Annotated in this window: 4 protein-coding genes; all 4 read left to right on the plus strand. The window is 70.3% G+C overall.

Annotated elements, in window-relative coordinates; genetic code table 11:
* Positions 1-60 precede the first annotated feature (60 nt).
* The 4 genes from HDG69_RS09720 to HDG69_RS09735 all read left to right on the plus strand — a co-directional run bounded on the left by HDG69_RS09720 (position 61) and on the right by HDG69_RS09735 (position 16,212).
* Positions 61-699, plus strand: coding sequence for a sigma-70 family RNA polymerase sigma factor (locus tag HDG69_RS09720; protein WP_171783586.1), 639 nt, complete (start codon positions 61-63; stop codon positions 697-699).
* A 255-nt stretch (positions 700-954) separates the two neighbouring features.
* Positions 955-7,275, plus strand: a complete 6,321-nt coding sequence (locus HDG69_RS09725; RefSeq protein ID WP_171783587.1) for a DUF7507 domain-containing protein — start codon at positions 955-957, stop codon at positions 7,273-7,275.
* A 381-nt stretch (positions 7,276-7,656) separates the two neighbouring features.
* On the plus strand, positions 7,657-15,543 hold the full coding sequence (locus HDG69_RS09730; protein ID WP_171783588.1) for a DUF5979 domain-containing protein: 7,887 nt from the start codon (positions 7,657-7,659) through the stop codon (positions 15,541-15,543).
* Between the two features lie 168 nt (positions 15,544-15,711).
* Complete coding sequence (locus tag HDG69_RS09735; protein WP_171783589.1) at positions 15,712-16,212, plus strand: hypothetical protein; 501 nt, start codon at positions 15,712-15,714, stop codon at positions 16,210-16,212.
* Positions 16,213-16,303: the final 91 nt, after the last annotated feature.

Raw genomic sequence — 16,303 nt, forward strand, 5'->3', positions numbered from 1 at the left:
GTGCCCAGCGCATGCGGTTGCCCCGGGCCACGCCTAGCGTCGCGGGTGACCGTCCGGTCAGTGAGGACCGGTGACGAGGCGCTGCAGGGGGCACGCCGCGAGGCCTGTCGCTCCCTGCTCGGAGGGGAGTTGGCGAGCGTGGCGGAGTGGGGGGACTCCGAGCTGTTGGGCGAGATTCGCGGCGGCGCGCGCTGGGCCGCCTCGCGGCTCTACGAACGCCACCGACCGTCGGGCCTGCGCCTCGTGCGGCGGATCAGCCGATCGTTCGAACCGGAGGACGCGCTCCACGACGCCTGGGCGAAGATCCTGCACGCGATCCGGGCCGGCGCCGGCCCCCGCGACGACTTCACCCCCTACTACTACTCGGCGATCCGTTCCGTGGTGTTCTCGCGGGCGGCGCGGGAGGCGCGGAAGGTCGTCGCGGAGCAGGCCGCTGCTTATCAGGAGGCCGTCCTGCCGCGCGACGCCACCGAGGGGTTCGTCGTGCGAGAGGCCTTCGAGAGCCTCCCCGAACGGCACCGGGTCGCCCTGTGGGCGGCCGAGGTGGAGGACCTGCCGCGCGCCCGGATCGGCGAGCTGCTGGGTATCGACGACGGCGCCGTCTCCGCGCTGCTGTACCGCGCGCGAGCCGGGTTGCGGCGTGAGTGGCGATTGCTGACCGACGAGCGCGACCCGGGTTGTCAAGACCGGCCACCCTAGATGTGACACAGGTCACATGGTGGCTCCCGTCACTTTCCTCGACGGGTCAGGTCTTGACGGGTGATCGGTGTCGTGACGGAGACCACACGAGGGCGTCCGTCGAACAGGCCTTCGGGCCTCACGTGGTTCAGCAGTACCTCGACGAAGTCCAGAGTCACGCCAAGGAAAGGGGCCAGCGTGCTCACCTCGCACCGGACCTCCAGGGGCGGCCGTTCCGCCCCCCGCACCACTCGTCTCGCCATGCTGCGGCATCGGATGGCCGGCCTCGCCGTGCTGCTGGTCGCCGCGCTGGTCGGCAGCGTCGCGATCGCGATGCCCGCGCACGCGGAGACGGTCTACGAGCTCGAGGGCGAGTGGGAGGACACCACGCCCGATGTTGTGCAGACCGGTGACTCCATCGCCGCGAAGTGGTGGGCGAACCTCAACGACGACGCCGAGGCCCCGGGCAACGAGCCGGTGGACAACGTGACGATCACGGTCACGGCCGTCGGGGCTGTCTTCGAGGAGATCCCGCCCGTCTGTCTGACGGAGGGAGTCGATCCACCGTCCGAGATCCTGGACGACGGTGTGACGCTGGTGTGCAACGGCGGCACGTTCGACGAGGGCACCGCGCTGACGCTCGACACGCCCGTACGTGTGACCGCCGTGGACGGCGAGCCGGTCTCGATGTCGGCGGTCTTCGAGGACCAGGCGGCGGAGCTTCCCGAGCTTGCGGTGGAGAACCAGTTCTTCATGGACATCGCCTGGGAGCAGAACGCCAACCAGAAGGAGCGCGTCGACGGTGCACGTGACCTGAAGTTCAACTGGTCGCTGTTCCACGGTGCCTTCAGCCCCGATGGGCCGGATGAGATCACCTACACGCTGAACCTGACCAACTCGGTCGGCGATCCGATGTCGGTCGGGCCGGAGGGTTGCTCCGCGTTCGCCGCCGGGACGGCGACCGGGCACCCGTGGTCTGGTGGTGACTATCCGGCGGAGCAGACGGCCCCCTTCGTCGACTCCTGCACCCTGACTCATCAGGGAGGCGGCGAGTTCGAGCTCGTACTCACGGGAATCGACTACAGCCACACCCAGGTGCCGGAACAGGACTCGACGGGGAACCTGCTTCCCACCTCTCGCGTGGTGGTGGCCTCCGGTGAGGTGCAGATCCGGGTGACGACGGAGGAGACCGCCGGACAGATCTCCCTGGAATCGGATGCCCCCGAGTACACCGCTTCGACGGGAGCGGTGATCACTGACGACCCTGACAACAACACCTCGGTGAACAACTGGGTCACCGGCTTCGACAATGCGGGCTGGTGGCCTCGCTACACAGGTTCGGGCGCGTCGCAGTGGACGGACACGTATCGGGTAGCGCCGGGAACGGAGGTGCAGTCCACGGTCGGTGGCAACTATGCGAACTATGCCGACCCGAACCCTCAGGGCGGGCTGTGCACGATCCTCGACACGCGCTACGTCACCTACACGGGCCACGTCACTGTCAATGCCAACGCTAGTGCCGCGGCGCTCGACCTGCCGGTCGAGTACTACGTGGGCACCGCGTCCCTCCTTGATCCGGACAGCCCTTCCTATGATCCGAACGCCTCCGAGGTCTGCGGGCAGGCGGCGGGGTGGGTGAGCGATCCTCCCGCGGACCTGTCCACCGTCCGTGCGGTGCGCACCGAGTTCAACCCCAACACCGATGTCCCGGGTTCGGCGTGGCCCGCCCTGCGGGTCACGCAGGAGATCAACGCGGATGTCGACCCGGGCCAGGACATCTGGACCTGGGCTGCCGTCCGGAACGTCAACACTGGCAACTGGGGCTACCGGAGCCGCAGCATGGACCCGGACGATGTGGGTGTGCTGGGAACGCTGACGCCGGACTCGCGGTACCCCTTCACCTCCAACCACCGAGACGTGCTGCGGATCTCGACAGTGTTTCCCGACGTGACCAAGTCGGTGTCCCCGTCGACGGTGGATCCGGGAGGATCGGCGACATACACCGTGGAGTACGCCGCAGAGGGTTCCGGGGAGATCTCGCCCACGGTGGACGGGTTCGTCATCGAGGACACGTTGCCCGACGGACTGGTGTATGTGCCAGGGTCGTCGGTTCCCGGGCCGGAGCCCGTGGTCGACGGCAATACGCTGACCTGGACGATCGACGGCGTGCCGACGAACGAGGACCAGACCCTGACGTACGAGGTCGAGGCCGACGAGGACGTGGATCCGGGTGCGCGCCTGGTGAACAGCGTCGAAGCCAGCGTCGCTGGTCTGACGAGCGAGCCGGCGACGGCGTCGGTCACGGTCAACGCCGCAGGTTCGACGTCGATCCTCAAGACGGCGGATCAGGCGTTCATCCCGAACATCGACGGTGACGGTGCCGGTGAGGGTTCCTGGACGGTGGACGTGGTCTCGGAGGACCCGCTGCCGCAGGAGTTCACGGACACGATCGACATCCTGCCGTACAACGGGGACGGCCGAGGCACGGACATGGCCGGCACGTACGAGCTCTCGGGCCCGGTGTCGGTCAACATGGGGGCGACCGTCTACTACACGACGGCCGACCCGGCCACGCTGACCGACGACCCCGCCGACCCCGCCAACGGTGCGGCCGGCGACCCCTCCGGCAACACGGTGGGCTGGACCACGACGTTCACGGCGGACGCGACGGCGGTGCGCGTCATCACCGACGAGCTGGAGCCGCGCGGTGCGTTCAACGTCACGATCCCGATCGTGACGGAGGGCATGGACAGCGGCGACGTGCTGGTCAACCGGGCCCAGGGCCGGGCGGAGAACACCCGCCTGGTGATGCGGACCTCGGCGGAGACGCAGATCGCGACCTACTACTCGGCGAACCTGAAGAAGTACGTCCAGGACGTCGAGGGTGAGTGGCAGGACGCACAGGAGCCGGGAACCGGCCCCGAGTTCCACATCGGGGACACGATCCCGTACCGGATCGTGGTGGAGAACACCGGCCAGGGGACGCTGACCAACATCGAGGTCACGGACGACCTGTACCCCGAGCTCGGCTCGTTCACGATCGACGTGCTGGAACCGGGCGAGACCTACACCCACGAGTTCGAGATCGTGCTGACCGAACCCGTCGGGGAGGACGACGTCGTCAACACGGCGTGCGCCGAGTCCGACATCCCGGACGACTCGGTGGACGAGAACGGCGACCCGCTGGCGCCGGAGATCAACTGCGACCCGGCACGGTTCACCCCGCTGGGCGACACCTCGCACACCAAGGACCTGGTCTCGGCCACGCCGATCGGTGACGGGCAGTGGGAGATCGTCTACGAGATCGTGGTGGAGAGCCTGCAGACGCCGGCCGCGCAGTACGCGCTGGCCGACGAGCTGCACTTCACCGACCAGGCGACGATCACCTCGGCCGAGGTGACGTCGTCGCCCGCCGGCGTGACGCTCTTCGACCCGGCGTGGGACGGTCAGGGCAACCTGGTGATCACGGACTTCGCCGAGATCGAGGGCGTCGACAACCCCGACTACGAGCCGCACGTGTACGAGCTGACCGTGGTGGCCGACGTGCCGCTGCAGCTCGAGGGTGCCGGTTCGGGCGATGACGACCCGACGGCGTGCGGCGCTGAGGACGGCGAGCCCGAGGACCGGGCCTTCACGAACACCTCGGAGCTGACCAAGTCCACCGGCGAGACCGAGGTGGACGAGGCCTGTGCCGAGATCCCCTCGATCGACATCACGAAGTACGTCTCGGACGGCCCGGTGCCGAACGGTGACGGGACGTGGACGGTGACGTACGACGTCGTGGCCACGAACGACGGTGCCGCTGACGGCACCTACGAGGTGTCGGACCGGATGACCGCTGACGGTGACATGGAGGTGGTCTCGGGTGCCGTGACGTCGGCTCCGGACGGTGTGACGCCGAACGCATCCTGGACAGGTCTGGGTGCCGAGGGCGACGCGGAGAACGTCATCGCCTCGGACGTGACGCTGTCTGCAGGTGGGACGCACACGTACGAGATCGAGGTCGTGATCGGGATCGCCGAGGGCGCTGAGGGTCAACCGGTCATCACGCCATGCGACGAGCTGGGTGAAGACGGCCCGGGCGGCCTGTCCAACGCGGCGCAGATCGAGCACAACGACCTGACGGACGAGGACACGGCGTGCGTGACGATCGCCTACATCATCATGGACAAGTCGGTCGGTGCCGGCCCGACGCCGAACGGTGACGGGACGTTCACGATCGTCTACGACATCGTCGCGGAGAACATCGGTTCGGACGCTGGGGACTACGACCTGTTCGACCGGCTGGACTACGGCGAGGGGATCGAGATCCTCGACGCCGGGGTGGTCACGACTCCGGACGGGGTCGTGAGCAACACGTCGTGGACCGGCCTGGGGGTGGCGATCACCGATCCCGAGAACTCGGTCGTCGAGGGCGTGACACTGGCTGCTGGCGCGAGCCACACGTATCAGGTCGAGGTCACGGTCGAGATGGACCAGGACACGATCGATCCGTCGGTGCTGGAGTGCCCGCCGCCTGGTAGCGGTGAGGCAGGGGGCCTGGCGAACTCGGCGTCGTTGAACCACAACGGGATCGTGGCCGTGGACGACGCGTGCGCGTCCTTGCCGCTGATCGATGTCGCCAAGTCCATCGCGGACGGTCCGGAGCCGAACGGTGACGGGACGTGGACGATCGTCTACGAGCTCGTCGCCACGAACTCCGGTCAGGCTCCGGGCGACTACGACCTGGTCGACCGCCTGCTGTACGGCGAGGGCGTCGTGGTGGAGTCTGCCGCGGTGACCGCGCCGGACGGGGTGGCGACCAATGCGTCGTGGACCGGACTGGGTGCCGAGGGCGCGGCGGAGAACGTCATCGCCACGGACGTCACCCTGGCTGAGGACAGCGACCACACCTACCAGGTGGACGTCACGGTGTCCTTGGACCGCGAGACGGTCACCCCGGGGGCGCTCGACTGCCCGGAGCCGGGCTCGGGCCAGAGCGGCGGTCTGGCGAACTCGACGGAGCTCACCCACAACGGTGAGGTTCGCGACGACGAGGTGTGTGCTCCGTTGCCGCTGATCGACCTCACCAAGTCCCTGGCGGGCGCGGTGATGCCGGTCGACGGCGAGGACGGCGTCTACGACGTCACCTACTCGCTGGAGGTCACCAACCGCGGTCCCGGTGCCGGGTCGTACGACCTGTCCGACACCCTCACCCCCGGTGAGGGCATCGAGGTCATCGGTGTTCAGGACGTGTCGACCGACGCGCCCGACGCCGATCTCAACGGCGGCTTCGACGGCATCGACGACACCGTGATCGTCACGGACCAGGCCATCGCGGGGGCAGACGGCGGACCCGTCGTCCACGAGTACCTGGTGACGGTCCGCTACAGCGCCGACCTGTTCGGCGTCGAGGTGCCCACCGACGACGTCTGCAGCTCGGACGGCGTGCCGGTCGCCGGTGCCCTGCACAACGGGGCCACCGCGGACTGGAACGGGATCACGGAGGAAGACGAGGAGTGCATCCGTGCCGGCAAGCCGACGATCGACAAGGAGCTGACCTCCGCGGCCCCGATCGGTGACGGTCAGTGGGAGGTCGTCTACGACATCACCGTCGGCAACGTCGGTGGCGAGGCGACGACCTACGACCTGGACGACCGGCTGCTCTTCGCGGCGGAGGTCACGGTCGACGAGGTCGGTGTCACCGGACCCGAGGGCGTGGCGGTCAGCGACACGTTCGACGGCATCGACGACACCCGCATCGCGACGGGGGTGAGCATCGCCGGGCTGGACTCGGACGGCTACGCGCCGCACGTGTACACGGTGACGGTGATCGCGGACGTCCCGCTGCAGTTCGGCGAGGCGGGCCCGGACGGTACCGGTTCTCCGGACTGCACCGAGCCCGGTGGGTCGAACATGCTCGAGCAGGGTCTGAACAACGCTGCGACGTTGACCGACGAGAACGGCAACGAGACCGTCGACACGGACTGCGGTCCGCTGCCGTCGATCTCGATCGACAAGCAGCTCGTCGGTGACCCGAGCGAGAGCGGTGGCACGTGGACGGTGACGTACGAGATCACGGCGACCAACGACGGCGCGGCCGAGGGCATCTACACCCTCACCGACCGTCTGCGGTTCGGTGCCGGTCTGGACATCACGTCCGCGGCCGTGACCTCCACGCCTGAGGGCGTGACGGCGTCGGGCTCCTGGACGGGTCAGGGAGACGCCGGTGCCGCCGCGAACGTGGTGGCCACCGACGTGGCGCTGGACGCCGGGACCACCCACACCTACGAGGTGCAGGTCACCGCGGACCTCGACGCCGGGCAGGCGGACGCCACGACGTTCACCTGCGAGGTGGGCGAGGGTGGCGGTCCCGCAGGGTTCCGCAACGTCGCCGGGATCGACCACAACGGGAACTCGGCGCAGGACGCCGCGTGCGCCACCCCGGACGAGCCTGGTGACCCGTCGACGCCGGGCACCCCCACCACTCCGTCCGGTCCGGGCAGCCTGCCCGTCACCGGCGCCATGGTGGGCTGGTTCGCCGCAGCGGCGATCCTGCTGATGCTGCTCGGCACGGCGGTCGTCCTGAGGGTCCGGCACCGCAGGCTGCACGGGTAGCCGACAGCCTCGGTCGACGCACGACGGCGCCGCTCACCCTGCACGGGTGGGCGGCGCCGTCGTCGTGCACGGGCCGTGCTCGTGCCTCCTCCAGATCGCAGCGTGGGGCGGGACAAGGCCGATGGTATGTGGCGTACATCACACCGTGCCGGCGTCACGCCGAGAGCGGCGCGAGGTCTTGCCCCGTGGACAACCACTGCAGTTGCGACACATCGGGCGCTAGCGACCGGACGTCGAGAGGGAGACATGACGAGGCGAGCACCACGGCACGGCGTGACAGGAGCGACGGCACGTCGAGGACGAGGCGGAGCACGTCTCCTGACCCAGAGGCATCGACGTGGCTGGTCGATCCTGGGGGTCTTCGCGCTCGCGCTGCCGTTGGTGGCCGTACCGGCCACGTCCGCCTCGGCAGCGACCTGGGGCATCCAGAAGATGGAGACCAGCGCCGGTCCCTACGCCCCCGGCCAGGACGTGCAGTGGCTCGTGACCGTCTCCTGCTCGGACCCGAACCAGGACCCGTGCACGAACGCCGTCCTCAGCGACCCGATGCCCGACGGTGTCGAGCTCGTGAGCGCCACGATCCAGAACCAGGGCAGCTCGGACGGGCAGATCGACGCCGACCTGGAGACCGACACTGTCACCTACACGGCGCCGTCCGTGGACAACGGCACGCAGGTCCAGATCGCCATCACCGGGCGTATCGATCCCGACCTGCCGTACAGCGCCTCGGGTGTGCCGATCACCAACACGGCGACGGTCGACGCCGACAACGCCGACGAGGTCAGCGCCGAGGACGACATCGTCCCGGTCGTCGAGCTCGTCCTGGGCTCCGAGACCACCAAGTCGATCGACCCGGGGGGTGCGCTCGCCGAGCCCGGCACGCCGGCGACGATGACGCTGGGAGCCACCAACACCTCCAACGACGCGGTCGACACCCTGGTGGTCCAGGACCCGGCGGACCCGACCGCCGACCCGAACCCCTTCGACTACCTCGAGTACACCGGCACGGGCGACATCACCCTCCCGCCGGACGCGGACACCGTGACCACCGAGTACTGGGACGGCGACTCCTGGGAGACGCTCGACGGCGCGGTGGACCCGAGCACCGTCCAGGGTGTGCGCTACACGTTCAGCGGTGACATCCAGCCTGGTGCCACGGCGACCATCCCGGTCGAGGTCCAGCAGAGCGAGGCCGTGACGGAGCTGACGGAAGCGACCACCGTCGTGAACGAGGTCTCCTCGTACGTCACCCACCCCGAGGGCGACTCGGAGCCGACGACGGCGCAGGACGACTACGTCATCACCCCGCCGAACAACGCGGTGACCGCGTCGAAGTCGTTCGACCCCGCCACCGTGAGCGCCGGCGACCCGACGACGGTCACCCTCGGCGCCACGAACGACGGCACCCAGGTGGGTTCGCTGACCATCACCGAGCCGTCTCCTGGGACGGACAGCCCGTTCGAGGGCGAGTCCGCACTGACGTTCACCGGGTTCGGCACGGACGGTGCCGGTGCCGGGATCGTCTGGCCGGCGGACGCCACCGAGGTCACGGTGACCTTCACGTGTGCCGACGGGGCCACGTCCAGCGAGAGCACGACGACGGCGAACACCCTGCCCGCTCCGCCCGACGGGTGCGAGCTGGTCGGCTTCTCGGTCGAGTTCACCGGCGACATCGTCTCCAGCGCCGAGGCGACCATCCCGTTCACGGCGGACACCGACCCCGACCAGCAGCTCGACGACGTCACGCACACGAACCAGATCACCGCGCAGGTGCCGAACGCCGAGGACACGGCCACCGCGGAGCTGGTCACCCTCAACGACCGCCTGGCGACCGAGACGACGAAGTCGATCACGCCGTCGACCATCCCGGCGGTGCCGGGCCAGGGCGTCATCGTGCAGCTGCCGACCCAGCTGCTGCCGTTCGGCCCGGACGGGTCCACCACCAACGCCGACCAGATCGTCGTCCAGGACCCGACCGACCCGGCGAACCCGTCGAGCTTCTGGGACAGCTTCGCCCCCACCGAGGTGCGCAGCACCGACGTCCCGGCCGACGCGACCCTGACCGTCAGCTACTGGGACGGGTCCGACTGGGTGGCGGCCCCTGGCTGCGGGCCGTACACCGGACCCGACACCGTGAGCTGTGACCTCCCGGACGGCGCCGAGGGCGTGCAGCTCGTCTACGACTCCACCGGGAACGGCTTCGCCCCCGGCACCCAGGTCCAGCCGAACCTCGTGGCCACGTTCACGGGGTCGACCGACCAGGACGAGACGCTCGCGAACTGCGCGGCGTCCACCGCGTCGTCGGAGGCCGTCGGGACCACGGAGCCGTCCGAGGCCTGCGCCGAGGTGACGCTCGAGCCCGTCGACCCGGGGGTGGGACCCGACCTGCTGGACAAGGAGTTCCTCGACAACCCCGCCGACGTGGTGGCCCGCTCCGACGAGCAGGCCACGGCACGGCTCACCTGGTCCACCGGAGGATTCTCCGGCATGGAGCAGGTCGTCGTGCAGGACACGGCCGACCCGGTCGCGGGCGACGACCCCGCCATCGCCGACTCGTTCTTCGACGCGTTCGACCTGGTGAGCATCGCGGCCGACGACCCGCTGCTCCCGTACGACCAGATCGAGTCGGTGGAGCTGTTCGTCGACGGTGCGTGGGTCGCCGCCACCGGCGACCCGTGCCCGTGCGACGGCGGGTTCCCCGGGTACACGCTGACCGAGGCCGAGCAGGAGTCGGCCACCTCCGTCCGGCTCACCTACGTCGAGTCGCCGACGCGCGGGACGGGCGACCCGGTCGCCCCGCAGCCGGGCGACGGCGTCGCCCGGTCCACGCAGTCGGACGGCCGGCACCTCGACCTGACGTTCCAGGTGCGGGACACCAAGCGCAGCGACGGCAGCCCGGCGCTGGGCACGACGAACGGCACGGTGTACAACGCCGGCGACGCCGGACTGGTCAACGACACCGCCCGCGGGACGGCCACGCTCGGCGAGTCCGAGTACACCGACGTCGACGACGACGACGTGACGATCATCGACCAGCCGCTCAACGTCGCCGTCGCCAAGGACTGGACCGGTGGCCCGATCTCCGTGCCGCCGGCGGGTACGCCCGCCGCGCTCTACCCGTCGACGACGGCGACGATCACCGGCACCAACACGTCCGCGGCGAAGGTCGACCAGCTCCGGCTCGCCGAACCGGGGATCCCCGGCTCCGGTGACGTCCAGACCGCCGAGGGCACCCGGCCGTTCGACGACTTCACCCTGACGGCGATCGACCTGACCCCGCCCGCGGGGACCGACGAGATCACCGTCACCCTCACCACCTGGGACGGCGCGACGACCACGAGCACCGACCACGTGGTCGAGGCGGACGGCACGGGGCTGCCCGCCGACCTGTCCGACGTCGTGGGCGTCGAGGTGGCCTTCGACGGTCTCGTCGAGGCCGGCGCCGACGGCGTCCTGGACCTGACCCTGCAGCTGCGCGAGGCCGACCGGTACACCGGTGAGTCGATCACCCTCGACACCCTCGAGTCGAATCCTGTGCCGAACGGCGCCGTGGCGACGATCACGGACCCGGGCGGCACCGGCGACGACGTCCGGCTCGCGTACGACGACGCCACGATGGAGCTGCAGGACGCCGAGATCGACCTCGAGGTCGGCAAGTCGTTCGAGCCCGGCGAGATCGTCGAGCCCGGCACCGGGCCCGTGACGATGACCCTCTCCGGTCGCCCGCTCGGTCCGTCACGCACGGTCGAGATGGTGCTCACCGACGACGATCCGCAGTTCTGGAACCAGTACGACGTCGCGGGCTTCGACGGCGCGACGCTGACGGCCCCGATCGAGCAGGTGCAGGTGGACGCCTTCACCGGTGCCACCTTCACCGGCGAGGCCGGGTCGTCCGACCCGGTCGAGGTCGACGGTGGGACCTGGGTCGAGGGGACGCCGTCGGCCACCTTCGAACTGCCCGACGGCGTCGCCCCGGGCGACGTCCAGGGCCTCCGTTTCACGTTCACCCGTGCCGACGGGTCGGTCTGGGAGAACCCGGCCCTGCCGCTGCAGGAGGTGCCGATCTCGGTCGAGCGGCGTCTCGAGATGCGCAGCGGTGGCGCGGTCCAGCACGACCTGGTGGGCAACGACCCCGCACCGGGCGAGTCGGCACCGGGCGTCGCGAGCAACACCGTCGACGGTCAGGTGACCGGTGCCGACCTGGTGGTCGACCCGGAGACGGGCGAGCCGGTGCCGGTGTCCGCGACGGACGCGGCTGACGCCGAGATCGTCTACGTGCACGCGACGAACGCCGTCGAGATCGTCAAGAACTTCGACGACGTCGTCTCCGGCGGCACGCAGACGCCCAACGGGGTGTTCCCGATGAACATCACGGTCACCAACACCGGCGACCGCGCGATCGTCGACCCGGTGATGGTCGACGACCCGATGCCGTCGGACGGCGACGGGGCCCAGCTCCGGCTGGCCGACGTCGACGAGCCGTTCAGCTACGTGCTCGACGGCGCAGCCCCTGACCCTGCGAACGGACCGGCCCTGCCGACCGACCCGGCTGACGTGACGGTCGACCAGACCGGTGACCTCGAGGCGCTCGAGTTCAGCTTCCCGGACGGCTCGGTGCTCGAGGTCGGACAGTCGTACACGATCACGGTGCAGGTGCAGTTCCGCCTCGGCCTGCCGGCCCAGACCCTGGTCCAGAACACCGCCGGGGTCACCGGCGACCGGCCGTGGGACGCCTGTGAGTCCCGCCTGGACGACGAGACCGGTGCTTGCGAGGCGGACGCCGACGTGACCCCGATCCCCGCTGCGGTGCTCTCCCAGACCAAGCAGGTCAAGGCGACCGAGGACGACCAGCTCGACGTCATCGTCGACCCAGCGGCGTCGAACCCGCCGGCCGAGTGCGTGCCGGACGCTGACGGGTTCTACTCCTACCCCTGCACCCCCGTCATCGCTCCGGGGCACAACGAGACGTGGCGGATCGAGATCAACAACGTCGGCAACCTGCCGATGGACAAGCTCGTGATCTACGACCGGCTGCCCACGCCCGGTGACACCGGGTCGTACGCGAGCTCGGCGCGGAACTCGGCGTGGGGGCCCTACCTCACCACCGACCCGCCACCGGAGCTGGTCAACGCCCCCGAGGGGTCCGAGGTGAGCTTTGCGTACTCGACCGTGCAGGACTATTGCATGGACGATCTCGAGGACGCGGCCAACGAACCCCTCTGTCCCACCGACGACCCCGAGACGGGATGGGTGCAGCTCACGGGGACCGAGTCCGACGAGCTGTTCGCGTCGATCACGGCGATCAAGATCGTCATCACGTTCCCCGAGGACGACCTGTTCCAGCCCGGCGACCACGTCGACCTGGACGGCACCACGACGACGCCGCCCGTGGCACCCGAGGCCGGTGATCTCTCGATCGCCTGGAACTCCGCCGCAGCGTCGGGGTCGGTGATCTCGAACGGCAGCACCGTCTCGATGCTGCCCACCGAGGGCACCAAGGTCGGCGTGGCCACCGCGACGGGCTCGCTCGCCGTGGACAAGGAGGTCACCGGCCCGGGCCAGGCCTACGCCCCGGACAGCTTCGAGCTGACGGTCGAGTGCGTCTCTGCCGTCGGCACCTGGGTGGAGGCCGAGCTGGACCCGATCACCGTGACGGTGACCCCGGGGGAGCCGGTCACCGTGCCGAACCTGCCCTACGGTGCCGAGTGCACGCTGACCGAGGGTGACAATGGTCAGTCGAGCTTCACCACCGAGACGGTCACGATCGGCCAGGAGCCGGACGTCGCCGAGATCACGGCGACGAACGACTACCAGCTCACCGGCCTCGACCTCGCGAAGCTGGTGGAGAGCGACGCCGTCGACGCCACCGGTGGGGCAGTCCCGTACGGGCCGTTCGAGGTCATGGTGGAGTGCACGTTCCTCGGGGAGACCATCTACGCCGACGGCTACGACGCCGAGAACCCTATGGTCCTGACGTTGGAGGGCGGCGCGGCTCCCGTGGTGCTGGACGGGCTCCCCGTGGGGACCGAGTGCACCGTCACGGAGACCGACACGATGTCCGCGGCTTCGACGTCGATCGAGGTCAGCCAGGACGGCACCGACCCGGTCGTGACGGACGGTACGTCGACCACGGTGGTCCTGACCGGTCTGCCGGACACCGCCGAGGAGATCCCGACATCGGTGGAGATCACCAACGTCTACGAGGTCGGAACGCTCGGCCTGCTCAAGGTGGTCAACGGTGACGGTGCCGACGGGTACGGTGCCGGACCGTTCGTCCTGGACGTCGTGTGCGTCCTGACCGGGACCGAGCCGGACCCGCGAGTCGTCTACGACGGCTCTGTGGTGCTCGGGGGTGCCGGCCCGCTCGAGGCTCAGATCACGCACCTGGCCGCCGGCGCGGAGTGCACGGTGACCGAGAGCGAGGACGGCGGAGCGACCAGCACGGTCGTCACGCCCGAGGCCGTGGCCGTCGATGCTGGCGAGACCGTCGAGGTCGAGGTCGTCAACACCTTCGACGTCGGGTCGATCCAGGTGGAGAAGATCGTCGCCGGTGACGCGGCCGAGTTCGCCGTCGGCCCGTTCGAGGTGCTGCTGGAGTGCAGCTGGCAGGGCGAGGACCTGCCGATCCCCGGCGGGGCCGCGCGCGAGCTGGAGCCGGGCGACCCCGTGACCTACGACGGCTTGCCCGTCGGTGCCGACTGCGTGGTGACCGAGACGGTCGACGGCGGGGCGACCTCCGTCGAGGTGTCGACGGTCGACGACGGCGCCCCCGGTGCCGTGACCATCGGCACCGAGCCTGCTGAGGTGACCGTCACCAACACCTTCGACGCCGGGACCGTCCAGGTGGACAAGGTGGTCGACGGCGATGCCGCGCAGTACGCGACCGGCCCGTACGAGGTCGTGCTGGAGTGCACCTTCGGCGGCGAGGAGGTCGACGTCCCGGGCGGAGCCGCCCGCGAGCTGGTCCCCGGTGAGCCCGTGCTCTACGAGGGCCTGCCCGTCGGCGCGGCGTGCGCCGTGACCGAGACCGACGACGGCGGTGCCACCGGCGTGGTCATCGCGCCGGAGTCCGTGACGGTCGGGGCCGAGCCGGTGGAGGTCGTCGTGACCAACAGGTTCGATCTCGGGCAGGTCGCGGTCACCAAGGTGGTCGACGGCCCCGGCGCCGAGTTCGGCGTCGGGCCCTTCGAGGTGGCGCTGGAGTGCACCTTCCGCGACCAGCCCGTCGAGGTGCCCGACGGCGCGACGCGGGTGCTCGAGGCCGACGGCACGGTGACGTACGCCGGCCTGCCCGTCGGGTCCGACTGCCTGGTCACCGAGATCGACACCTACGGCGCGACGAGCAGCCACCTCACGACGACGGTCGGTGACGGCGTACCCGGTCAGGTGGTGGTGCCGGCTGCTGGTGCCGATCCGGCCGTCGTCACCGTGACCAACACCTACGAGGTGGGGTCGGTACAGGTGGACAAGGTCGTGGACGGCCCGGGCGCCGAGCTCTGGGGCGCCGGACCGTTCGAGGTGACCCTCGAGTGCACCTTCGGTGGCGAGGAGATCGAGGTGCCCGGCGGGGCGGCGCGCGTGCTCGTGCCCGGCGAACCGGCGTCGTACCACGGCCTGCCCGACGGTGCGGAGTGCGTCGTGACGGAGACCGACGACGGCGGCGCCGTCGAGGTCGCCGTCTCCGCCGTGGACGACGGCGCCCCGGGCGCCGTGGTCGTGGCCGCGGGGGAGACCGGTGAGGTCACCGTGACCAACACCTTCGAGCTCGGATCGGTCGAGGTGGACAAGGTCGTGGAGGGACCCGGTGCGGAGCAGCAGGGTGCCGGCCCCTTCGAGGTGACCCTGGAGTGCACGTTCGTCGGCGAATCGATCGACGTGCCGGGCGGTGCGGTGCGCGAGCTCGTCCCGGGAGATGCGGTCGGGTACGAACGGCTGCCCGTCGGGGCGGACTGCCTCGTCACGGAGACGGACGACGGCGGCGCGGACGCCACGACGGTGTCCGCCGTCGACGGCGGCGCGCCGGGAGCGGTCTTCGTGTCGTCGGGTGAGGCCACCGCCGTGACCGTGACGAACACGTTCGGACCGGTGCCGTCCGAGCCCGGGACCGGTGGTTCCGACCCCGGTGCCGAGGGCACCGGAGGCAACGTCTCGGGCGGCGGCGACCTTCCCCGCACGGGGGTCGCGGTCGCCGGGGTGCTGGGCCTCGTGGTCCTGCTGCTGGCGGCGGGCGTGCTCCTGCTGACCGTGCGTCGTCGACAGGAGTCCTGACGGCCGACGGCTGACCGACGGCGCCCCTGCCCACGCCGCCAGGGGCGCCGTCGTCGTGTGCGGGGTCGCGCCGGGAACCACGGCGGACTTCACCCGGTGGCTGCCGTCAGGTGCGGGCGCGACGTGGGTCATGACAGGTATCGGGCGGAGACAGGCGAGGGGGCCTCGGTGATGGTGCGGACGACGTACGCGTTGACCCCGACGATCTGGGGGTATGCACGGATCAGTGGTTCCGGGACACCGGAACGGCCCGGTGCGCAGGCGGGAGTGGTTCGCGTCGACGTGATGGTCCCGCCGCTCCTGACGCCTGACGAGCTCGCCGACCTGCACGCGCGCCTGCGACCGACGGCGGCGGAGGGCGGCCGGGAGGTCGATGTCGGTCTGCGTGCTCGTCGCGTCGTCCGTGAGGCCCTGGCCGGTGCCATCGAGGTCCAGACGAGCGAGGCGCTCGACCGGGCCGACCGCGACGTGGCCGAGTCGCCACTCGTCGGCGCTTTCGCCCGCCTGGTGGTGCGCGGCGGGCAGTGCAGTCTTGCGGTCGCCCACGCAGCGCTGGCGCGTGAGCTGGCCTGGGCCGGTGTCCGGGCGGCGTGCGAGGGGGACACCTCGGGCATGGTCGATGCCGTGCTGGCGCTGGACGCCTTGCTGGCGGCGCCGAACCGTACCTGACGGCACGTGGTCCGGGACCCGTCCCCCTGCGACGTGTCCCGGACCGTGGTCGGTGTCGACCCGTGCCTGCGGCAGCGACGACCCGCGGGCA

Source organism: Isoptericola halotolerans (assembly GCF_013149785.1).
GTDB classification, from domain to species: domain Bacteria; phylum Actinomycetota; class Actinomycetes; order Actinomycetales; family Cellulomonadaceae; genus Isoptericola; species Isoptericola halotolerans.